This is a genomic window from Nesterenkonia aerolata (assembly GCF_031470965.1).
GTDB classification, from domain to species: domain Bacteria; phylum Actinomycetota; class Actinomycetes; order Actinomycetales; family Micrococcaceae; genus Nesterenkonia; species Nesterenkonia aerolata.
Window position 1 is genome coordinate 284,695 of sequence record NZ_JAVKGR010000001.1, and the last position, 12,307, is coordinate 297,001.

A 12,307-nucleotide genomic window follows, 5' to 3' on the forward strand; every position below is an offset into this window, starting at 1 on the left:
GGAGGACACCATGACCGAGCAGGACACCACCGAGCACGAGCAGGCAGGTCGCATTTCAAATGCGGGCAAGCCCAACCGCACTCCAGATGCGGCAGGGCAAGGTCGCGTTTCGGACGCGACCTCTGTTAGTGGCGAATCCGCCACTAACGCCCCCGCCGAAAGTTCTCAGATTGAGAACATCCCCGAGGAGGAGGTGTCCACTGAACACCCCCGCGAGCCCGACGCGTTTTCCAGGAGGTACGTCAAGAAGCTGCGCGACGAGAACGCCCGCTACCGTCAGCGCGCCAAGCAGGCCGACGACTACGCCCACAGACTCCACACGGCTCTGACAGCGGCTACAGGACGCCTGGCGGACCCCACCGACCTGGAGTTCGACCCCGACCACCTGGAGGACCAGGACGCGCTCACAGAAGCCCTGGACGACCTGCTGGCCCGCAAACCCCACCTGGCAGCACGGCGGCCCCACGGGTCCATCGGGCAGGGAGCACAGCCGCACGATCCGTCATCTGTGGACCTGGCGGGCCTGCTGCGGGCGGGAGCGGGAGGATGAGCGCACGGGACCGCGTCGCAGACACGCTCTACCAGGCCCTGGAGAAGCTGATGGCCGCTGAGATGGACCATCGGACGCGCAAGGGCTTCGAGGCCCCGCTGTCGCACGAGTCAGCGATCCGCTACGCCCGGGCCTTCGCGCACATCGCCAGGGCTCACCCTGACACACACGACACCTAGTACCCCTGTGGGGTATACTGAGGGGGTCGGTCCTGGAGGCCGGCCCTCTCTAGGCTCCTGGCGGGCCGAGGTCACACCAGCAGGTGCGTGATGACCACGTATCTCGAACCTCAACCGTTAGGAGCTTTCTCATGGCAATGAACCGCGCTGACGCCCCAGAGCTCCTGCAGGAGCAGGTTTCCTCCATGCTCTTGCAGCCCCTCGAAGCCCAGTCGGTGGTGCTCGCCGCAGGCCCCAAGGTCTTCGACTCCGCCAGCCCGCTGCGCATCCCCACCCTGGTGGGATCGGGCACCCCAGCGGTGGTCGGTGAGTCCGAGCAGATCCCCGACGACTTCTCCGCCGAGTTCGGAGAGATCCGGCTGATGCCCGAGTCCCGGAAGTCGATCAAGTCCATCACCCGGTACAGCAACGAGCTGGCCCGACAGTCCATCGTCGGCCTCGACGCGGTGCTCAAAGCCCGGATGGTCAACGACATCTCACAGATGCTGGATGACCAGCTGCTGGCCGGCGACGGGACCAACGACAGCATCACCGGCATCCTGCACCAGGATGGGACACAGTCGGCGGCGTTCGACGCCTCCGAGCCCGACGCGGTCCTCGACGCCCAGGCGCTGCTCTCCGCCGCTGAGGTGACCGCGAACCGGCTGCTGGTCAACGGCACCGACTTCATCACCCTTCGCAAGGCCAAGGATGGAAACGGACGCTACCTGCTGGAGTCGGACCTGACCCGCGACGCCACCTATCGGCTGTTCGGGGTCCCGGTGACCGTTTCGAACAAGATCCCCGCGGGCACGGCGATCCTCGCGGACTTCTCCAGCGTGGCAGTGGTCCGCGACACCGCCCCCTCGGTGAAGATCCTCGACCAGCGCTACGCCGAGTTCGACCAGCAGGCCATCCGAGTCACCACGAGGTGGGATCTGGGGCTACTGCGCCCGGAGGCCGTGGTCATCATGGGCGGCGACGGCGGCACCGGCGGCGAGTGATGAACACCTACGTCGCACTGCCCACCGGGCAGGACGTGGCTGACTTCCTGGGTCAGGGCGGGGAACACACGGGCGTGTCCACCCTGGCCCAGGAGCACGTCCCCATCGTCACCGCAATGGCGAGGGCCTACACCCGCGGCAACGGGTTCACCGCCGATGGTGTGGCCGAGGACATCGCCGCGGTCATCACCACCGCCGCAGCACGGCTGGTCGCCAATCCAGAACAGATCCACTATTCCGTCGGCGCGGTCCGCTACTCCGGCGGATTCAAAGGCTGGTCCCTGGCCGAGACGATGGTGCTCAACCGGTACCGGAAACGGGCGTCATGATCCTCAAAGACACCATCACCGTGCGGGTGGCCACCACCGCGCATGACAGGTGGGGACAGCCGATCACCACCTACGAGGACACCGACATCCCCGCCCAGGTCTTCCCCGCCGGCTCCGAGGACCCCGACCAGCGGCTGCACCTGGCCCTCACGGGCCGCTACCGGGTTATCATCCCCGCCACGGCACCCGAGTTCTCCAACTCCTCCCGAGTGGTCTGGGACGGCGCGGAGATGGAGATCGAGGGCAAGGTCCAGACCCACACCGCCCAGGGGCGACCGCACCACAGAGAGTTCACCGCCGTGTACCGCGGCGCATAGACCCCCGGGGGACCTGTTCTGCCAGGTCCGGTGTATCCCCCGGGACCCGTCGGTTGGGGTTTCCTTCTGCCCCACTCTCATCGGCCGACGGACGAGACCCCCCGTGAACAACGAGCGCGGGGGGTCTCACTCTGTGCAACTGGTAAGCGTTACCAGACGGATCACGAGTAACAGGTGATGTACTGCGCATCACCTGACCCACGCGGGGTCACCCTAGAATGGACTTCTCACCTGATACCCCAGGTATCACCTCGCGGGCGTGGGGGTCACTCTGATTTGCAACGGATTTACAACGCGAAGGGCGCTGGATATCACGCAGCGTCGTATGTCGCTAGCACCAAGAAGCCCGGAATTACGCGGAAGTCAGACAACGTCCGACACCGCCATAGGTGGGCTAGCTCTTCCGGTTGTAGATGAACATCGAGATCGGGCCGAATACGGCGATCAGTACCGCACAGCACAGTGCCACGAGCCCGACGGAACCGAGATCATAGGTGCCGCCCATCAGCTCCCGGACCGTGGTGACCACCACCGAGACCGGGTTCACCTCCACCGCAGCCTGCAGCCAGTCCGGCATCGTCTCAGGATCCACGAAGATGTTCGAGGCGAACATCAGCGGCATGAGGATGAACATGGAGACCCCCATCGCCGCCTGTTCAGTGCGCACCAGCAGTGAGATCATCGTCCAGATCCAGGACAGCGAGAAGCTGAACACCAGCAGCATGATGAACGCAGCCACCACACCGAGGACACCGCCGTCAGGTCGGAAACCCATCACGAAGCCCACACTGAGGATGATGATTCCCGCCAGGACGTAGCGCACCTGGTCCCCCAGCAGCGCCCCGACCAGCTGTGCAGGGCGCCACGTGGGCAGTGAGCGGAAACGGTCGAAGATGCCCTTGGAGATGTCCCGGTTCAGCGTCAGACCCGTATACATGGTGACCATCACCATCGTCTGGACGAAGATGCCGGGGATCAGCCACTGCACATACTGATCCACAGATCCGGCCAGCGCACCACCGAAGATATAGGTGAACATCACCGTCATCATGATCGGGAAGATCGTCACGTCGAAGAGCTGCTCGGGGACGTGCTTGATCTTCAGCAGCGCCCGCCACCCGTAGGTCAGCGAGGCGGTGAACGGACCGGCGCGGCGAGCCCGCCCATCGGATCCGGCCAGCACCATCCTGATCCGCTCCGGATGGGTGTCAGGCTGTTCGGGTTGATCCTGCGCAGCGGGTGCGGCGCTCGTCTCAGTGCTCATCGCTGGTTCTCCTCCGTCGTCTCCTGTGGGCGTCCGGTCAGTGCGAGGAACACCTCGTCAAGGCTGGGCTGCCCCAGGGAGAAGCTCTCCACACCGATGCCTGCCTCTTCCAGCCCTGCCAATGCCCGTGACACCGCAGTATCTGCCTCAAGCCGGGCCGAGAGCGCGGTCGGATCGGCTTCCCGCGTCACTTCTACACCCAGAGAAGCGGCCACGATCTGCGCCGCACGCTCGCGGTCCTCGCCGTCGGCCACACGAATGCTCAGCGCCCCAGCACCGATCTGCGACTTCAGCTGCGCGGGGGTCCCCTCGGCGATCACCCGGCCGTGATCGATCACCGCCAACCGATCAGCCAGCTCATCGGCCTCCTCCAGATACTGAGTCGTCAGCAGCACTGTGGTCCCTGCATCGACCACAGTGCGGATGATGTCCCAGACCTGGATACGACTGCGCGGGTCGATCCCCGTCGTCGGCTCATCCAGGAACAGCAGCTGCGGAGTCACCAGCAGGGAACTGGCGATATCGAGACGGCGGCGCATCCCACCGGAATACTTCTTGACCTGGCGCTTGGCCGCGTCAGTCAGCCCGAAGGCCTCCAGCAGCTCCAGGCCTCGCGAGCGCGCGCCCTTAGCGCTAAATCCCTGCAGCCGGGCGAAGAGGATGAGGTTCTCCATCCCGGTCAGGTCCTCATCCATAGAGGCAAACTGGCCGGTCAGGGAGATCTTCTCGCGGATGGTCGCCGGCTCAGTAGCCACATCATGGCCCAGCACGTACGCCTGCCCGCCATCTGGGCGCAGCAGAGTCGCCAGCATCCGGATCGCCGTGGTCTTCCCCGCCCCGTTGGGCCCCAGAACACCGTAGATCCCACCGCGAGGAATGGTCAGGTCGATGCCGTCGACGGCGACGTTGGCACCGAAACGTTTGACCAGACCGTGGGTCTCCACAGCTGGTGCGTCAGAGGACGCTGTCATCTCAGGGGTCTCCTGTCAGTTCTCAGGTGTCAGGCCCAGCTGCTGGGCCAGGAATCGGTGGACGAAGGTGCTCAGCCGAGCCTGCTGCGCCGGAGTGGCGGCCCCACCGTGGCCGCCCTCCATATTCTCCCAGTACCGCACGTCAGCGCCCAGCTCCTCCAAAGCTGCGGTCATCTTCCTGGCGTGGCCCGGGTGGACGCGGTCATCCCGTGTGGAGGTGGTCAGCAGCACCGCAGGGTAGTCCGCCTCAGCAGAGAGCAGATGATACGGGGAGAAGGTACGCAGGAACTCCCAGTCATCAGTCTCCGGGTCACCATACTCGGCCCGCCAGGAGGCACCGGCCAACAGGTGTGCGTAGCGTTTCATGTCCAACAGCGGCACTTGGATGACCACTGCGCCGAAGAGCTCCGGGTACTGGGTGAGCATGTTCCCGGTGAGCAGACCGCCGTTGGAACCACCACGGCAGGCCAGCTGCGGCACCGTGGTCACCCCGCTGGCCACCAGTTCACGCGCGACGGCGGCGAAGTCCTCATAGGCCCGATGCCGCTTCTCCCGCAGCGCTGCCTGATGCCACCTGGGCCCGTACTCCCCTCCCCCGCGGATGTTCGCCACGACGAAGACTCCTCCGCGTTCCAGCCACGCCTTGCCCACCAGACCCAGATAGCTCGGGGTCTGGGAGATCTCGAACCCGCCGTAGCCGTAAAGGACTGTGGGGCGGGGTGTGGGTTCATCGGCAGTGAGAGTCTCAGCGGGTCCGATGAGGAAATAGGGCACGGAGGTTCCGTCGTCGCTGGTAGCGAACCGTTGGGTGACACTCAGCCCGGTCGCATCGAACCGTGCCGGCGCCTGTTTGATCGGCTCGAGAGTTTCACCGCCGGGGTCCGCGTCGATCAGCGGGGCAAGGTCTCCCAGGTGCAGCGTCACCGGGGTGAGCTGGTCCTGAACAGTCAGCCAGACCTGGTCCGATTCCCGGGAATCCACCGCGGCGATGCTCAACGTGCCCTTCTGATCAGTGAAAACATCGTGACGCACCCAGTCCATGCCTCCAGCGCCGTCTTCACCACTGTCTTCGGCGCCATCACGGCGGAAGTGAACCTCAGGACGCTGGACCACATCCTCCATCACAGTCAGCACGATGGCCCGGCGGGTGGTGATCACACCCTGTAAGGACGTCGCCGCCGTCGGTGCGAAGAGCACCTGCACGGCGGCCTCTCCGATGAGGAATCCTTCGAGATCCACGACGGCGACGCCGCCACCGGGCACCTCGACTCCGCCGAGATGAGCATCGCTGCGCGGCATCAGCACCAACAGATCCCGGTGGATGGCGGTCCGGCAGTCCAGGGGGACATCGATTCGGGTCAGCTCAGGCCAGGCGCCGCCGGGCTGGGCGTCATCCGGCTGCGTGATCAGGTAGGTCTCGGCCTCGTAGAAGCTCAGCACACGTACGGCCAGGTCACGCTCATATCCCGGAGTGCTGATCCGCCCGGCACCGGCAACCATGTCATCGGAGCCCACTGCGACCACGGGCGGGGCGTCCTCCAACGCCGTCCCCCGAGACCACCGGCGCACCAGGCGCGGATACCCGGAGCTGGTGACAGCTTCGCCGTCATCACCGGTTCCCGGGGCATCGACGGCGGCGTAGACGGTATCCGCATCGATCCAGCTCAGCGAGCCTTTGCCCTCCGGCTTGACGAAACCGCCCTCCGATTCCGGGACGAACTGCCCGGTGTGCAGGTCGAACTCATAGGTGATATCAGCATCTGAGCCACCCCGGGAGAGCGAGATCAGCGCATGACGGTACGGGGCCGAGGGGTCCTGCGGCCGCAGCACTGAGGCGCCGTGCCAGACCCAGGTCACGGAGTCCTGGGCTGAGAGGGCGTCTACGTCCAGCAGAATCTCCCAGTCAGGGTCCTCCGTGCGGTAGGACTCCCATGTGGTACGGCGCCAGAGTCCCTGCGGATGGTCCGCATCAGTCCAGAAGTTGTAGAGGTGCTCACCACGGGCCACGACCCCGGGGATCCTGTCGGTGGCATCGAGGATCTCACGCAGCTGGCCCTCCAACGGGGCGAACTCTTCGTCGATGAGTTCAGCCTCCGCCCGGGCATTGCGACGGCGCACCCAGTCCAGGGCCTCCTCGGAAGTGACGTCTTCGAGCCAGAGGTGAGGATCATCGGTCACGGAGGGCAGGTGAGTGGTCATCCTGTCATCCTAGAGTGCCCCACTGACTGGATATCTGCTCTGACCGTCTCCCGGCCCGACACCCTCCCAGCTCCGGCGGTGCGCCGAGGCACCGTACGGGCCTACAGTGAAGACATGAGCAACCACGATGTACGGGTCCTCCATGCCGAATCTGACCAGCTCCCGGAATGCGCGCGCATCATGGCTGCAGCCTTCCAGGACAATGCCGAGTTCCGTTGGATCCTCCCCGACGATGAGGCTCGTGCCTCGCTGCTGCCGGTGTTCTTCGGGTCCTCTCTGCGCCATGTGGGAAGCACTGGAACAGTGCTCATTGCTCACCAGCCCGCTGATCAGTCACCGGAATCTCAGGCAGAGCCGACGTCGGTGATCTCCGGTGCTGCCGCGTGGTCACCCCCGGGTACGTGGCGACCGGCGTGGTGGCGCGAACTGATGAATGCACCACGGATGTTCTTCGCCGCCTCGCCACCGCAGCTGCGGCGCTTCGCTCAGCGCGGTTCGATGGTGGACAAGGCGATGCGCGCGGCCCACCCGCAGACACCGCATTGGTACCTGGCCGGAGTCGGTGTGGCACCGCACGCCCACGGCGCCGGTATCGGCTCCGCACTCATCCAGGCCGGGTTGGACCGTGCCGATGCCCAGGGGCTGCCCGCCTACTTGGAGTGTGTCCGCACGCTGATCCCCTATTACGAACGATTCGGCTTCGTGGAGACCGCCCAGATCGACGTCGGTGAGGGGTGCCCGGCGCAGGTCGGCATGTGGCGAGAACCGACGCGCTGATCCACGGCCAGCAGCTGCCCGCCTGGGTCTGCCCGCTGGGGTTGCCCGCCGGGTCTGCTCACATCAGGCCTAATCGTCTCCGCGCAGCACCCGGCGGCGCTGTTCCAGCTCCATCAGCTCACGGTTCAGGCGCTGATACTCCTCGGGGTTCTCTCTCAGGTCCATCCGCTGCAGCCGTCCCAGCAGACTGGCCTTCTGGTGGGTGATCTTCAGCTCCACCAGCCGGTTGAGGATCGACTGGCAATAGCGCTCGACGTCGTCCTCTGTGCGTGCCGGCAGCTGGGACACCGCCAGCTCCCCCACCAGGGAACGCAGCGGCTGCGGCACTTCGTCGGAGACAGTGGCGACCCAGTTCCGTGGATCCGTGGCGGATGCGGCGGCACTGATGATGCCGGCGTGAACGGCAGCGTGGGCCGGGGCGGTGAAGCGCACCGCGAAGATCTCCTCCCACTGCTCAGCAGTCAGACGGGTGGGGTGCTGCAGAATGACCTCCAAGGCCTGGCGTTCCATGGCCACCGCCGGGTCCCTGGTGTCAGGGCGCTGGAAACGAGGAGTCACCGGCCCACCCGCTGCTGCGGTGTCCTGGCCCTGCGGGGCGCTCTGGCGGCGTGGCCCGCCGCGTCCACCGGCCGACTGCACAGCTGCCTGCACGTCGCGCATATCCATGCCCAGCCATCCGGCCAGCTCCCGGGTGTAGGCGGGCCGCAGACCAGGGTCTTTGATCCCGGCGACCACGGGTGCGGCATAACGCAGAGCACCCACCCGGCCTTCGACTGTGGAGAGGTCATAGCGTTTCATCCCTGCACGGATGGCGAACTCGAACAGCGGCCGGCGGGATTCGATGAGCTCACGCACCGCCTCATCACCACGGTGCTGACGCACGTCGCAGGGGTCCATCCCCTCAGGGCCGATGGCGATGAAGGTCCTGGCTAGGAACTGCTGGTCCTCGTCGAAGGCCTTCAGAGCCGCTGACTGGCCGGCTTCATCGCCGTCGAAGGTGAAGATGACCTCTCCCCCACCGCCGTCATCGGAGAGCAGACGGCGGGCGATCTTCACGTGCCCTTCACCGAAGGCCGTACCGCAGGTGGCCACGGCAGTGTCGATGCCTGCGGCGTGGCAGGCCATCACATCGGTGTACCCCTCGACGACGACGAGCTGCTTCTTCTTCGCGATCTGCCGTTTGGCGTGCTCGATGCCGTAGAGCACCTGAGACTTCTTATAGATCTGGGTCTCCGGGGAGTTCAGATACTTCGGGCCCTTATCGTCATCGTAGAGACGGCGTCCGCCGAAGCCGACGGTCGCGCCGGTGATGTCCCGGATCGGCCAGATCAGCCGGCCCCGGAAGCGGTCATAGATGCCACGGTTTCCTTCCGAGAAGAGCCCGGTGTGTGTGAGCTCCTCATCACGGAACCCTTTGGTCCGCAGGTGGCCCAGCAGGTTGTCCCACCCTTTGGGCGCGTATCCGACGCCGAAGTCCGTGGCCTCCTGGCGGCCGAAGCCCCTTCCGGTGAGGAACTCCCGGCCGATCTGAGCCTCCGGAGAACTGAGCTGGCGCTGGAAGTACTCATCAGCGATCTTATGCGCATCCAGCAGCCGCTGACGGCGGGAGATCTCCTGCTTGCTGGGACCGGAACCGCCGTCCTCGTAGTGCAGCTCGACGCCGAGCTTGGCGGCCAGCTGTTCCACCGTCTCGGTGAACCCGGTGTGCTCCATCCCCATGAGGAAGGCGAAGACGTCACCGGACTCCCCGCAGCCGAAGCAGTGATAGGTGCCGATATGTGGGCGGATGTGGAAGCTGGGGGTCCGCTCGTCGTGGAACGGGCAGAGACCCTTCCACGAGCCGACGCCGGCTCCGCGCAGCGTCACATACTGTTCGACGATCTCACGCAGGTCGGCACGCTCGCGTACCGCATCGATGTCCTCGCGTCTGATCAGTCCTGCCACAGGACAACTCTACCCAGGTGGGAGAGTCTGCCGCCCGCGTTCTCCACAGGGCGGAACTCTGAGGAATCAGAGGCAGGCGCTGGGAGTTGGACGGAGCATGACCACAGAGGATTCCACCGTGGAGAGGCTGCGCCGTGACGCTGAAGCCCACGGCGTCGACGTCGAGTTCGTGGCCCGCGGGCAGGCCCACACCCTCGAGGAGGCGGCGGCGAACATCGGTGTGGAGCCGCGCCGGATCGTCAAGACTCTGGTGGCCAAAGCGCGGCTGACGCAGACGACGAAGGAGCACAGCTTCCTCTTAGCGCTCATCCCCGGTGACCGGCAGGTGGACTGGGCGAAGCTGCGTCGGCTGGCCGGGATGAAGAAGGTCTCCATGACCGCTCCCGAGGAGGCCGTGGAGGCAACCGGCTACCGCCCCGGGACCATCACCCCGTTCGGCTCTGAGGCCACCGACGGTACGAGGTGGCCGATCTACGCCGACGAGTCGATCTCCGGGCGCATCGCCATGGGGGCCGGTGCTGACGGACTGAGCTTATTCGTCGATTCCGCGGAGCTGTTCGCAGCCTACGACGTCATCGTCGACGACATCACCAAGTCCCGGTAGCCCAGTCCGGCAGGCTGAGCAGGAGTTACCGGCGCGCGTCCAGGATCCAGCTGTGACCGAGGCCGAGCAGGACTGCGTCAGAGGTCAGCAGTTCGAGCTTCTGCGCCCGAGCCTGGGCAAGGAGCATTCTGTCGAAGGGATCGTGCCTCACCAGCCCCGGGTCCCGCATCATCATGCTCCCCTCCACCGCGGTCAGGGGGAGCTCCTGAAGGCCCGCACTGCGGAAGATCTCCGGGAAGTCCTCTTCACCGGGCAGCGCCAGACGTCCCAACATGTGTTTGATCGTGATCTCGGCGACGGAGACCGCCGAGAACCACACTCGTCGCCCATCAGTCAGCATCCTGCGGGAAACCTGACCCAACTGGTCAGCGTCGCGATGAACCCACAGCAGGGCATTGGTGTCGAGGAGCATCGATCAGTCCTCGCCGTAGAACATCGCCGCGATCTCGTCGTCCGGCCCGTCGAAGATGTCCGCCGTGGTCGGCAGCTCATGCCGCCCAAGACCCATCAATACCGCGGGTTCGGTGTGGATGACAAGGTCTACCACAGGCCGCCCTGCACGTGCGATCGTCACTTCCTCACCCGCCAAGACACGCTCAACCAGCGCGGAGAGCTGCGTCTTGGCCTCATGCATGTTGACTTGCACACCGTTCATAGACCAAGCTTAGCTAAGCATTCTGGTGAAGGCCAGGGGCAGAACAGGGACAGGAACGTCGTCCCGCCTCCGCGCCGAGCAATCACAGACCCGCACGAAAGCTCAGTAGCCGAAGGCCATCACCGGGTCCGCAGCCGTCTCGACCCACACCGAGCGGCGGCATCACCGGGCCCGGCCGGGAGCCTCTTCACCGTCCTGCTCCCCCGCTCACCCGAACAGCGGGTTGTACATCGGTCTGCCCTGGACCAGGGTCGCGTACCACTCCAGCGCTGCACCGTCGGTCAGCGAGGCAACCTGATCGATGACCGCCCGGCGCCGCCCGGCCTCATCGACGGCGGCCAGGTAGTCGCCCTGGAACATCGGTTCTAAGTACTGACTGCCGGTGTCCACGAGAAGCTCCACCAGAGATTCGAGGACCTCACGCTGACGCAGGTAGATGGGCCGCTGCTGCTTCGAGGTCATGATGTAGGCCGCAGCGATCCCCTTCATCGCGGCGATCTCCTCGTCGGTCTCCTTGGGCACCACCAAGTCCGCCTCGTGACGCACCAGCGCCCGGTCTCCGTAGGCTTCACGGGTGGCCCTGTAGCAGGCGCCTGAGAAACGGCCGATGAGCTCACTGGTCATGTTCTTCAGCGCCGCCAGAGAGCGGCGGGAGCCGTCGGATTCCCGCACCCACCCCTCGGTAGCGGCGAGCCGGTCCAAGGCCGCGCTGATCCGATCGTCCTCAGCCTCAGGCAAGTACCACTCACGAGTCACCTGGATGACCCGGCGGCGCTGGATGACGTCGTCGATGAACTTCAGCTGGAAGAGCCCGGAGAAGATGCCGTCTTCGACATCGTGGACGGAATAGGCGATGTCATCGGCGGCGTCCATCACCTGCGCCTCCACGGACTTCCGTGTCCCGGTGACGCCGTCACGCATCCATTCGAAGACGTCGAGATCGTCCAGGTACACCCCGAACTTGCGGCTGCGGGTGCCGTCGGAGAGCAGCGGCGCCTCCTCGGCCGTCCACGGGTACTTGCACGCTGCATCCAGCGAGGCCCGGGTGAGATTGAGCCCGGCGGAGCGCCCATCCGGGTGGAAGCGCTTGGTCTCCAACCGAGTCAGCAGCCGCAGGGTCTGGGCGTTGCCCTCGAACCCTCCGATGCCGGTGGCCAATTCGGCCAACACAGCCTCCCCGTTATGGCCGAACGGCGGGTGGCCCAGGTCGTGAGAGAGGCAGGCCGCGTCGACGACGTCGGGATCGCAGCCGAGCATCCGTCCGAGCTCACGGCCCACCTGGGCGACTTCCAGGGAGTGGGTCAGCCGAGTGCGGGCGAAATCGTCGGCATCGGGTGAGACCACTTGGGTCTTGGCGCCGAGGCGTCGCAGGGCGGAGGAGTGCAGCAGCCGGGCGCGGTCGCGCTCGAAGGAGGAACGGTAGACGGACTTTCCGTGTTCGGGCAACCACCGCTGTTCATCAGCCGCGGTGTACCCGGGTCTCAGGGCGGCGTAGTCGCCCTCGACCCGTTCGGTGTTCGCTGTGCCCACAGTCC

At 65.7% G+C, this 12,307-nt stretch carries 14 protein-coding genes; 7 read left to right on the forward strand and 7 right to left on the reverse strand.

Going from position 1 to position 12,307, the window contains the following annotated elements; genetic code table 11:
• Nucleotides 1–10 precede the first annotated feature (10 nt).
• The 5 genes from RIL96_RS01300 (at nucleotide 11) to RIL96_RS01320 (ending at nucleotide 2,358) form a co-directional block, all read left to right on the forward strand.
• Nucleotides 11–550, forward strand: coding sequence for a hypothetical protein (locus RIL96_RS01300; RefSeq protein WP_310547187.1), 540 nt, complete (start codon nucleotides 11–13; stop codon nucleotides 548–550).
• Nucleotides 547–729 (forward strand): hypothetical protein, encoded by a 183-nt coding sequence (locus RIL96_RS01305; RefSeq protein ID WP_310547188.1) that lies wholly within the window; start codon nucleotides 547–549, stop codon nucleotides 727–729. The genes RIL96_RS01300 and RIL96_RS01305 overlap by 4 nt, the downstream gene beginning before the upstream one ends.
• A gap of 131 nt (nucleotides 730–860) precedes the next feature.
• Entirely contained in the window at nucleotides 861–1,712 is an 852-nt protein-coding gene (locus RIL96_RS01310; protein ID WP_310547189.1) for a phage major capsid protein, read from the forward strand.
• A complete protein-coding gene (locus tag RIL96_RS01315) occupies nucleotides 1,712–2,041 on the forward strand; it encodes a hypothetical protein (protein WP_310547190.1) in 330 nt (109 codons plus the stop codon). The genes RIL96_RS01310 and RIL96_RS01315 overlap by 1 nt, the downstream gene beginning before the upstream one ends.
• Nucleotides 2,038–2,358, forward strand: coding sequence for a hypothetical protein (locus RIL96_RS01320; protein ID WP_310547191.1), 321 nt, complete (start codon nucleotides 2,038–2,040; stop codon nucleotides 2,356–2,358). Before RIL96_RS01315 ends, RIL96_RS01320 begins: the two co-directional genes overlap by 4 nt.
• 394 nt (nucleotides 2,359–2,752) lie before the next feature.
• On the opposite strand, the gene RIL96_RS01325 is transcribed toward RIL96_RS01320, so the two are convergent.
• The 3 genes from RIL96_RS01325 to RIL96_RS01335 are packed head-to-tail and all read right to left on the reverse strand — an operon-like array spanning nucleotide 2,753 to nucleotide 6,792.
• On the reverse strand, nucleotides 2,753–3,622 hold the full coding sequence (locus RIL96_RS01325) for an ABC transporter permease (RefSeq protein WP_310547192.1): 870 nt from the start codon (nucleotides 3,620–3,622) through the stop codon (nucleotides 2,753–2,755).
• Nucleotides 3,619–4,593: an ATP-binding cassette domain-containing protein gene (locus RIL96_RS01330; protein WP_310547193.1), complete on the reverse strand. Its 975-nt coding sequence runs from the start codon at nucleotides 4,591–4,593 to the stop codon at nucleotides 3,619–3,621. The genes RIL96_RS01325 and RIL96_RS01330 overlap by 4 nt, the downstream gene beginning before the upstream one ends.
• Before the next feature lie 15 nt (nucleotides 4,594–4,608).
• Nucleotides 4,609–6,792, reverse strand: a complete 2,184-nt coding sequence (locus tag RIL96_RS01335) for a prolyl oligopeptidase family serine peptidase (RefSeq protein WP_310547194.1) — start codon at nucleotides 6,790–6,792, stop codon at nucleotides 4,609–4,611.
• A 114-nt stretch (nucleotides 6,793–6,906) separates the two neighbouring features.
• On the opposite strand from RIL96_RS01335, the gene RIL96_RS01340 reads away from it, so the two are divergent.
• Nucleotides 6,907–7,569 (forward strand): GNAT family N-acetyltransferase, encoded by a 663-nt coding sequence (locus RIL96_RS01340; RefSeq protein ID WP_310547195.1) that lies wholly within the window; start codon nucleotides 6,907–6,909, stop codon nucleotides 7,567–7,569.
• Between the two features lie 69 nt (nucleotides 7,570–7,638).
• Here RIL96_RS01340 and dnaG read toward each other — a convergent pair whose 3' ends face one another.
• Nucleotides 7,639–9,513 carry a DNA primase gene (gene dnaG, locus RIL96_RS01345; RefSeq protein ID WP_310547196.1) on the reverse strand — a complete coding sequence of 625 codons (1,875 nt, stop codon included), beginning with the start codon at nucleotides 9,511–9,513 and terminating at the stop codon, nucleotides 7,639–7,641.
• Nucleotides 9,514–9,610: 97 nt separating this feature from the next.
• Here dnaG and RIL96_RS01350 point away from each other — a divergent pair, with 97 nt between their 5' ends.
• Nucleotides 9,611–10,117, forward strand: a complete 507-nt coding sequence (locus tag RIL96_RS01350) for an aminoacyl-tRNA deacylase (RefSeq protein ID WP_310547197.1) — start codon at nucleotides 9,611–9,613, stop codon at nucleotides 10,115–10,117.
• A 25-nt stretch (nucleotides 10,118–10,142) separates the two neighbouring features.
• On the opposite strand, the gene RIL96_RS01355 is transcribed toward RIL96_RS01350, so the two are convergent.
• From RIL96_RS01355 to RIL96_RS01365, 3 genes are all read right to left on the reverse strand, one after another.
• Complete coding sequence (locus tag RIL96_RS01355) at nucleotides 10,143–10,529, reverse strand: type II toxin-antitoxin system VapC family toxin (protein WP_310547198.1); 387 nt, start codon at nucleotides 10,527–10,529, stop codon at nucleotides 10,143–10,145.
• 3 nt (nucleotides 10,530–10,532) lie between these two features.
• Nucleotides 10,533–10,772 carry a type II toxin-antitoxin system Phd/YefM family antitoxin gene (locus RIL96_RS01360; protein ID WP_310547199.1) on the reverse strand — a complete coding sequence of 80 codons (240 nt, stop codon included), beginning with the start codon at nucleotides 10,770–10,772 and terminating at the stop codon, nucleotides 10,533–10,535.
• Between the two features lie 207 nt (nucleotides 10,773–10,979).
• A complete protein-coding gene (locus tag RIL96_RS01365; protein ID WP_374761829.1) occupies nucleotides 10,980–12,302 on the reverse strand; it encodes a deoxyguanosinetriphosphate triphosphohydrolase in 1,323 nt (440 codons plus the stop codon).
• Nucleotides 12,303–12,307: the final 5 nt, after the last annotated feature.

What these genes read in the sequence shown, in the direction of transcription:
- RIL96_RS01325 (WP_310547192.1), bottom strand. Translation starts at nt 3,622, where the DNA reads ATGAGCACTGAGACGAGCGCCGCACCCGCTGCGCAGGATCAACCCGAA.
- RIL96_RS01355 (WP_310547198.1), bottom strand. Translation starts at nt 10,529, where the DNA reads ATGCTCCTCGACACCAATGCCCTGCTGTGGGTTCATCGCGACGCTGAC.
- RIL96_RS01310 (WP_310547189.1), top strand. Translation starts at nt 861, where the DNA reads ATGGCAATGAACCGCGCTGACGCCCCAGAGCTCCTGCAGGAGCAGGTT.
- RIL96_RS01360 (WP_310547199.1), bottom strand. Translation starts at nt 10,772, where the DNA reads ATGAACGGTGTGCAAGTCAACATGCATGAGGCCAAGACGCAGCTCTCC.
- RIL96_RS01300 (WP_310547187.1), top strand. Translation starts at nt 11, where the DNA reads ATGACCGAGCAGGACACCACCGAGCACGAGCAGGCAGGTCGCATTTCA.
- RIL96_RS01315 (WP_310547190.1), top strand. Translation starts at nt 1,712, where the DNA reads ATGAACACCTACGTCGCACTGCCCACCGGGCAGGACGTGGCTGACTTC.
- RIL96_RS01305 (WP_310547188.1), top strand. Translation starts at nt 547, where the DNA reads ATGAGCGCACGGGACCGCGTCGCAGACACGCTCTACCAGGCCCTGGAG.
- RIL96_RS01350 (WP_310547197.1), top strand. Translation starts at nt 9,611, where the DNA reads ATGACCACAGAGGATTCCACCGTGGAGAGGCTGCGCCGTGACGCTGAA.
- RIL96_RS01320 (WP_310547191.1), top strand. Translation starts at nt 2,038, where the DNA reads ATGATCCTCAAAGACACCATCACCGTGCGGGTGGCCACCACCGCGCAT.
- RIL96_RS01335 (WP_310547194.1), bottom strand. Translation starts at nt 6,792, where the DNA reads ATGACCACTCACCTGCCCTCCGTGACCGATGATCCTCACCTCTGGCTC.
- RIL96_RS01340 (WP_310547195.1), top strand. Translation starts at nt 6,907, where the DNA reads ATGAGCAACCACGATGTACGGGTCCTCCATGCCGAATCTGACCAGCTC.
- RIL96_RS01330 (WP_310547193.1), bottom strand. Translation starts at nt 4,593, where the DNA reads ATGACAGCGTCCTCTGACGCACCAGCTGTGGAGACCCACGGTCTGGTC.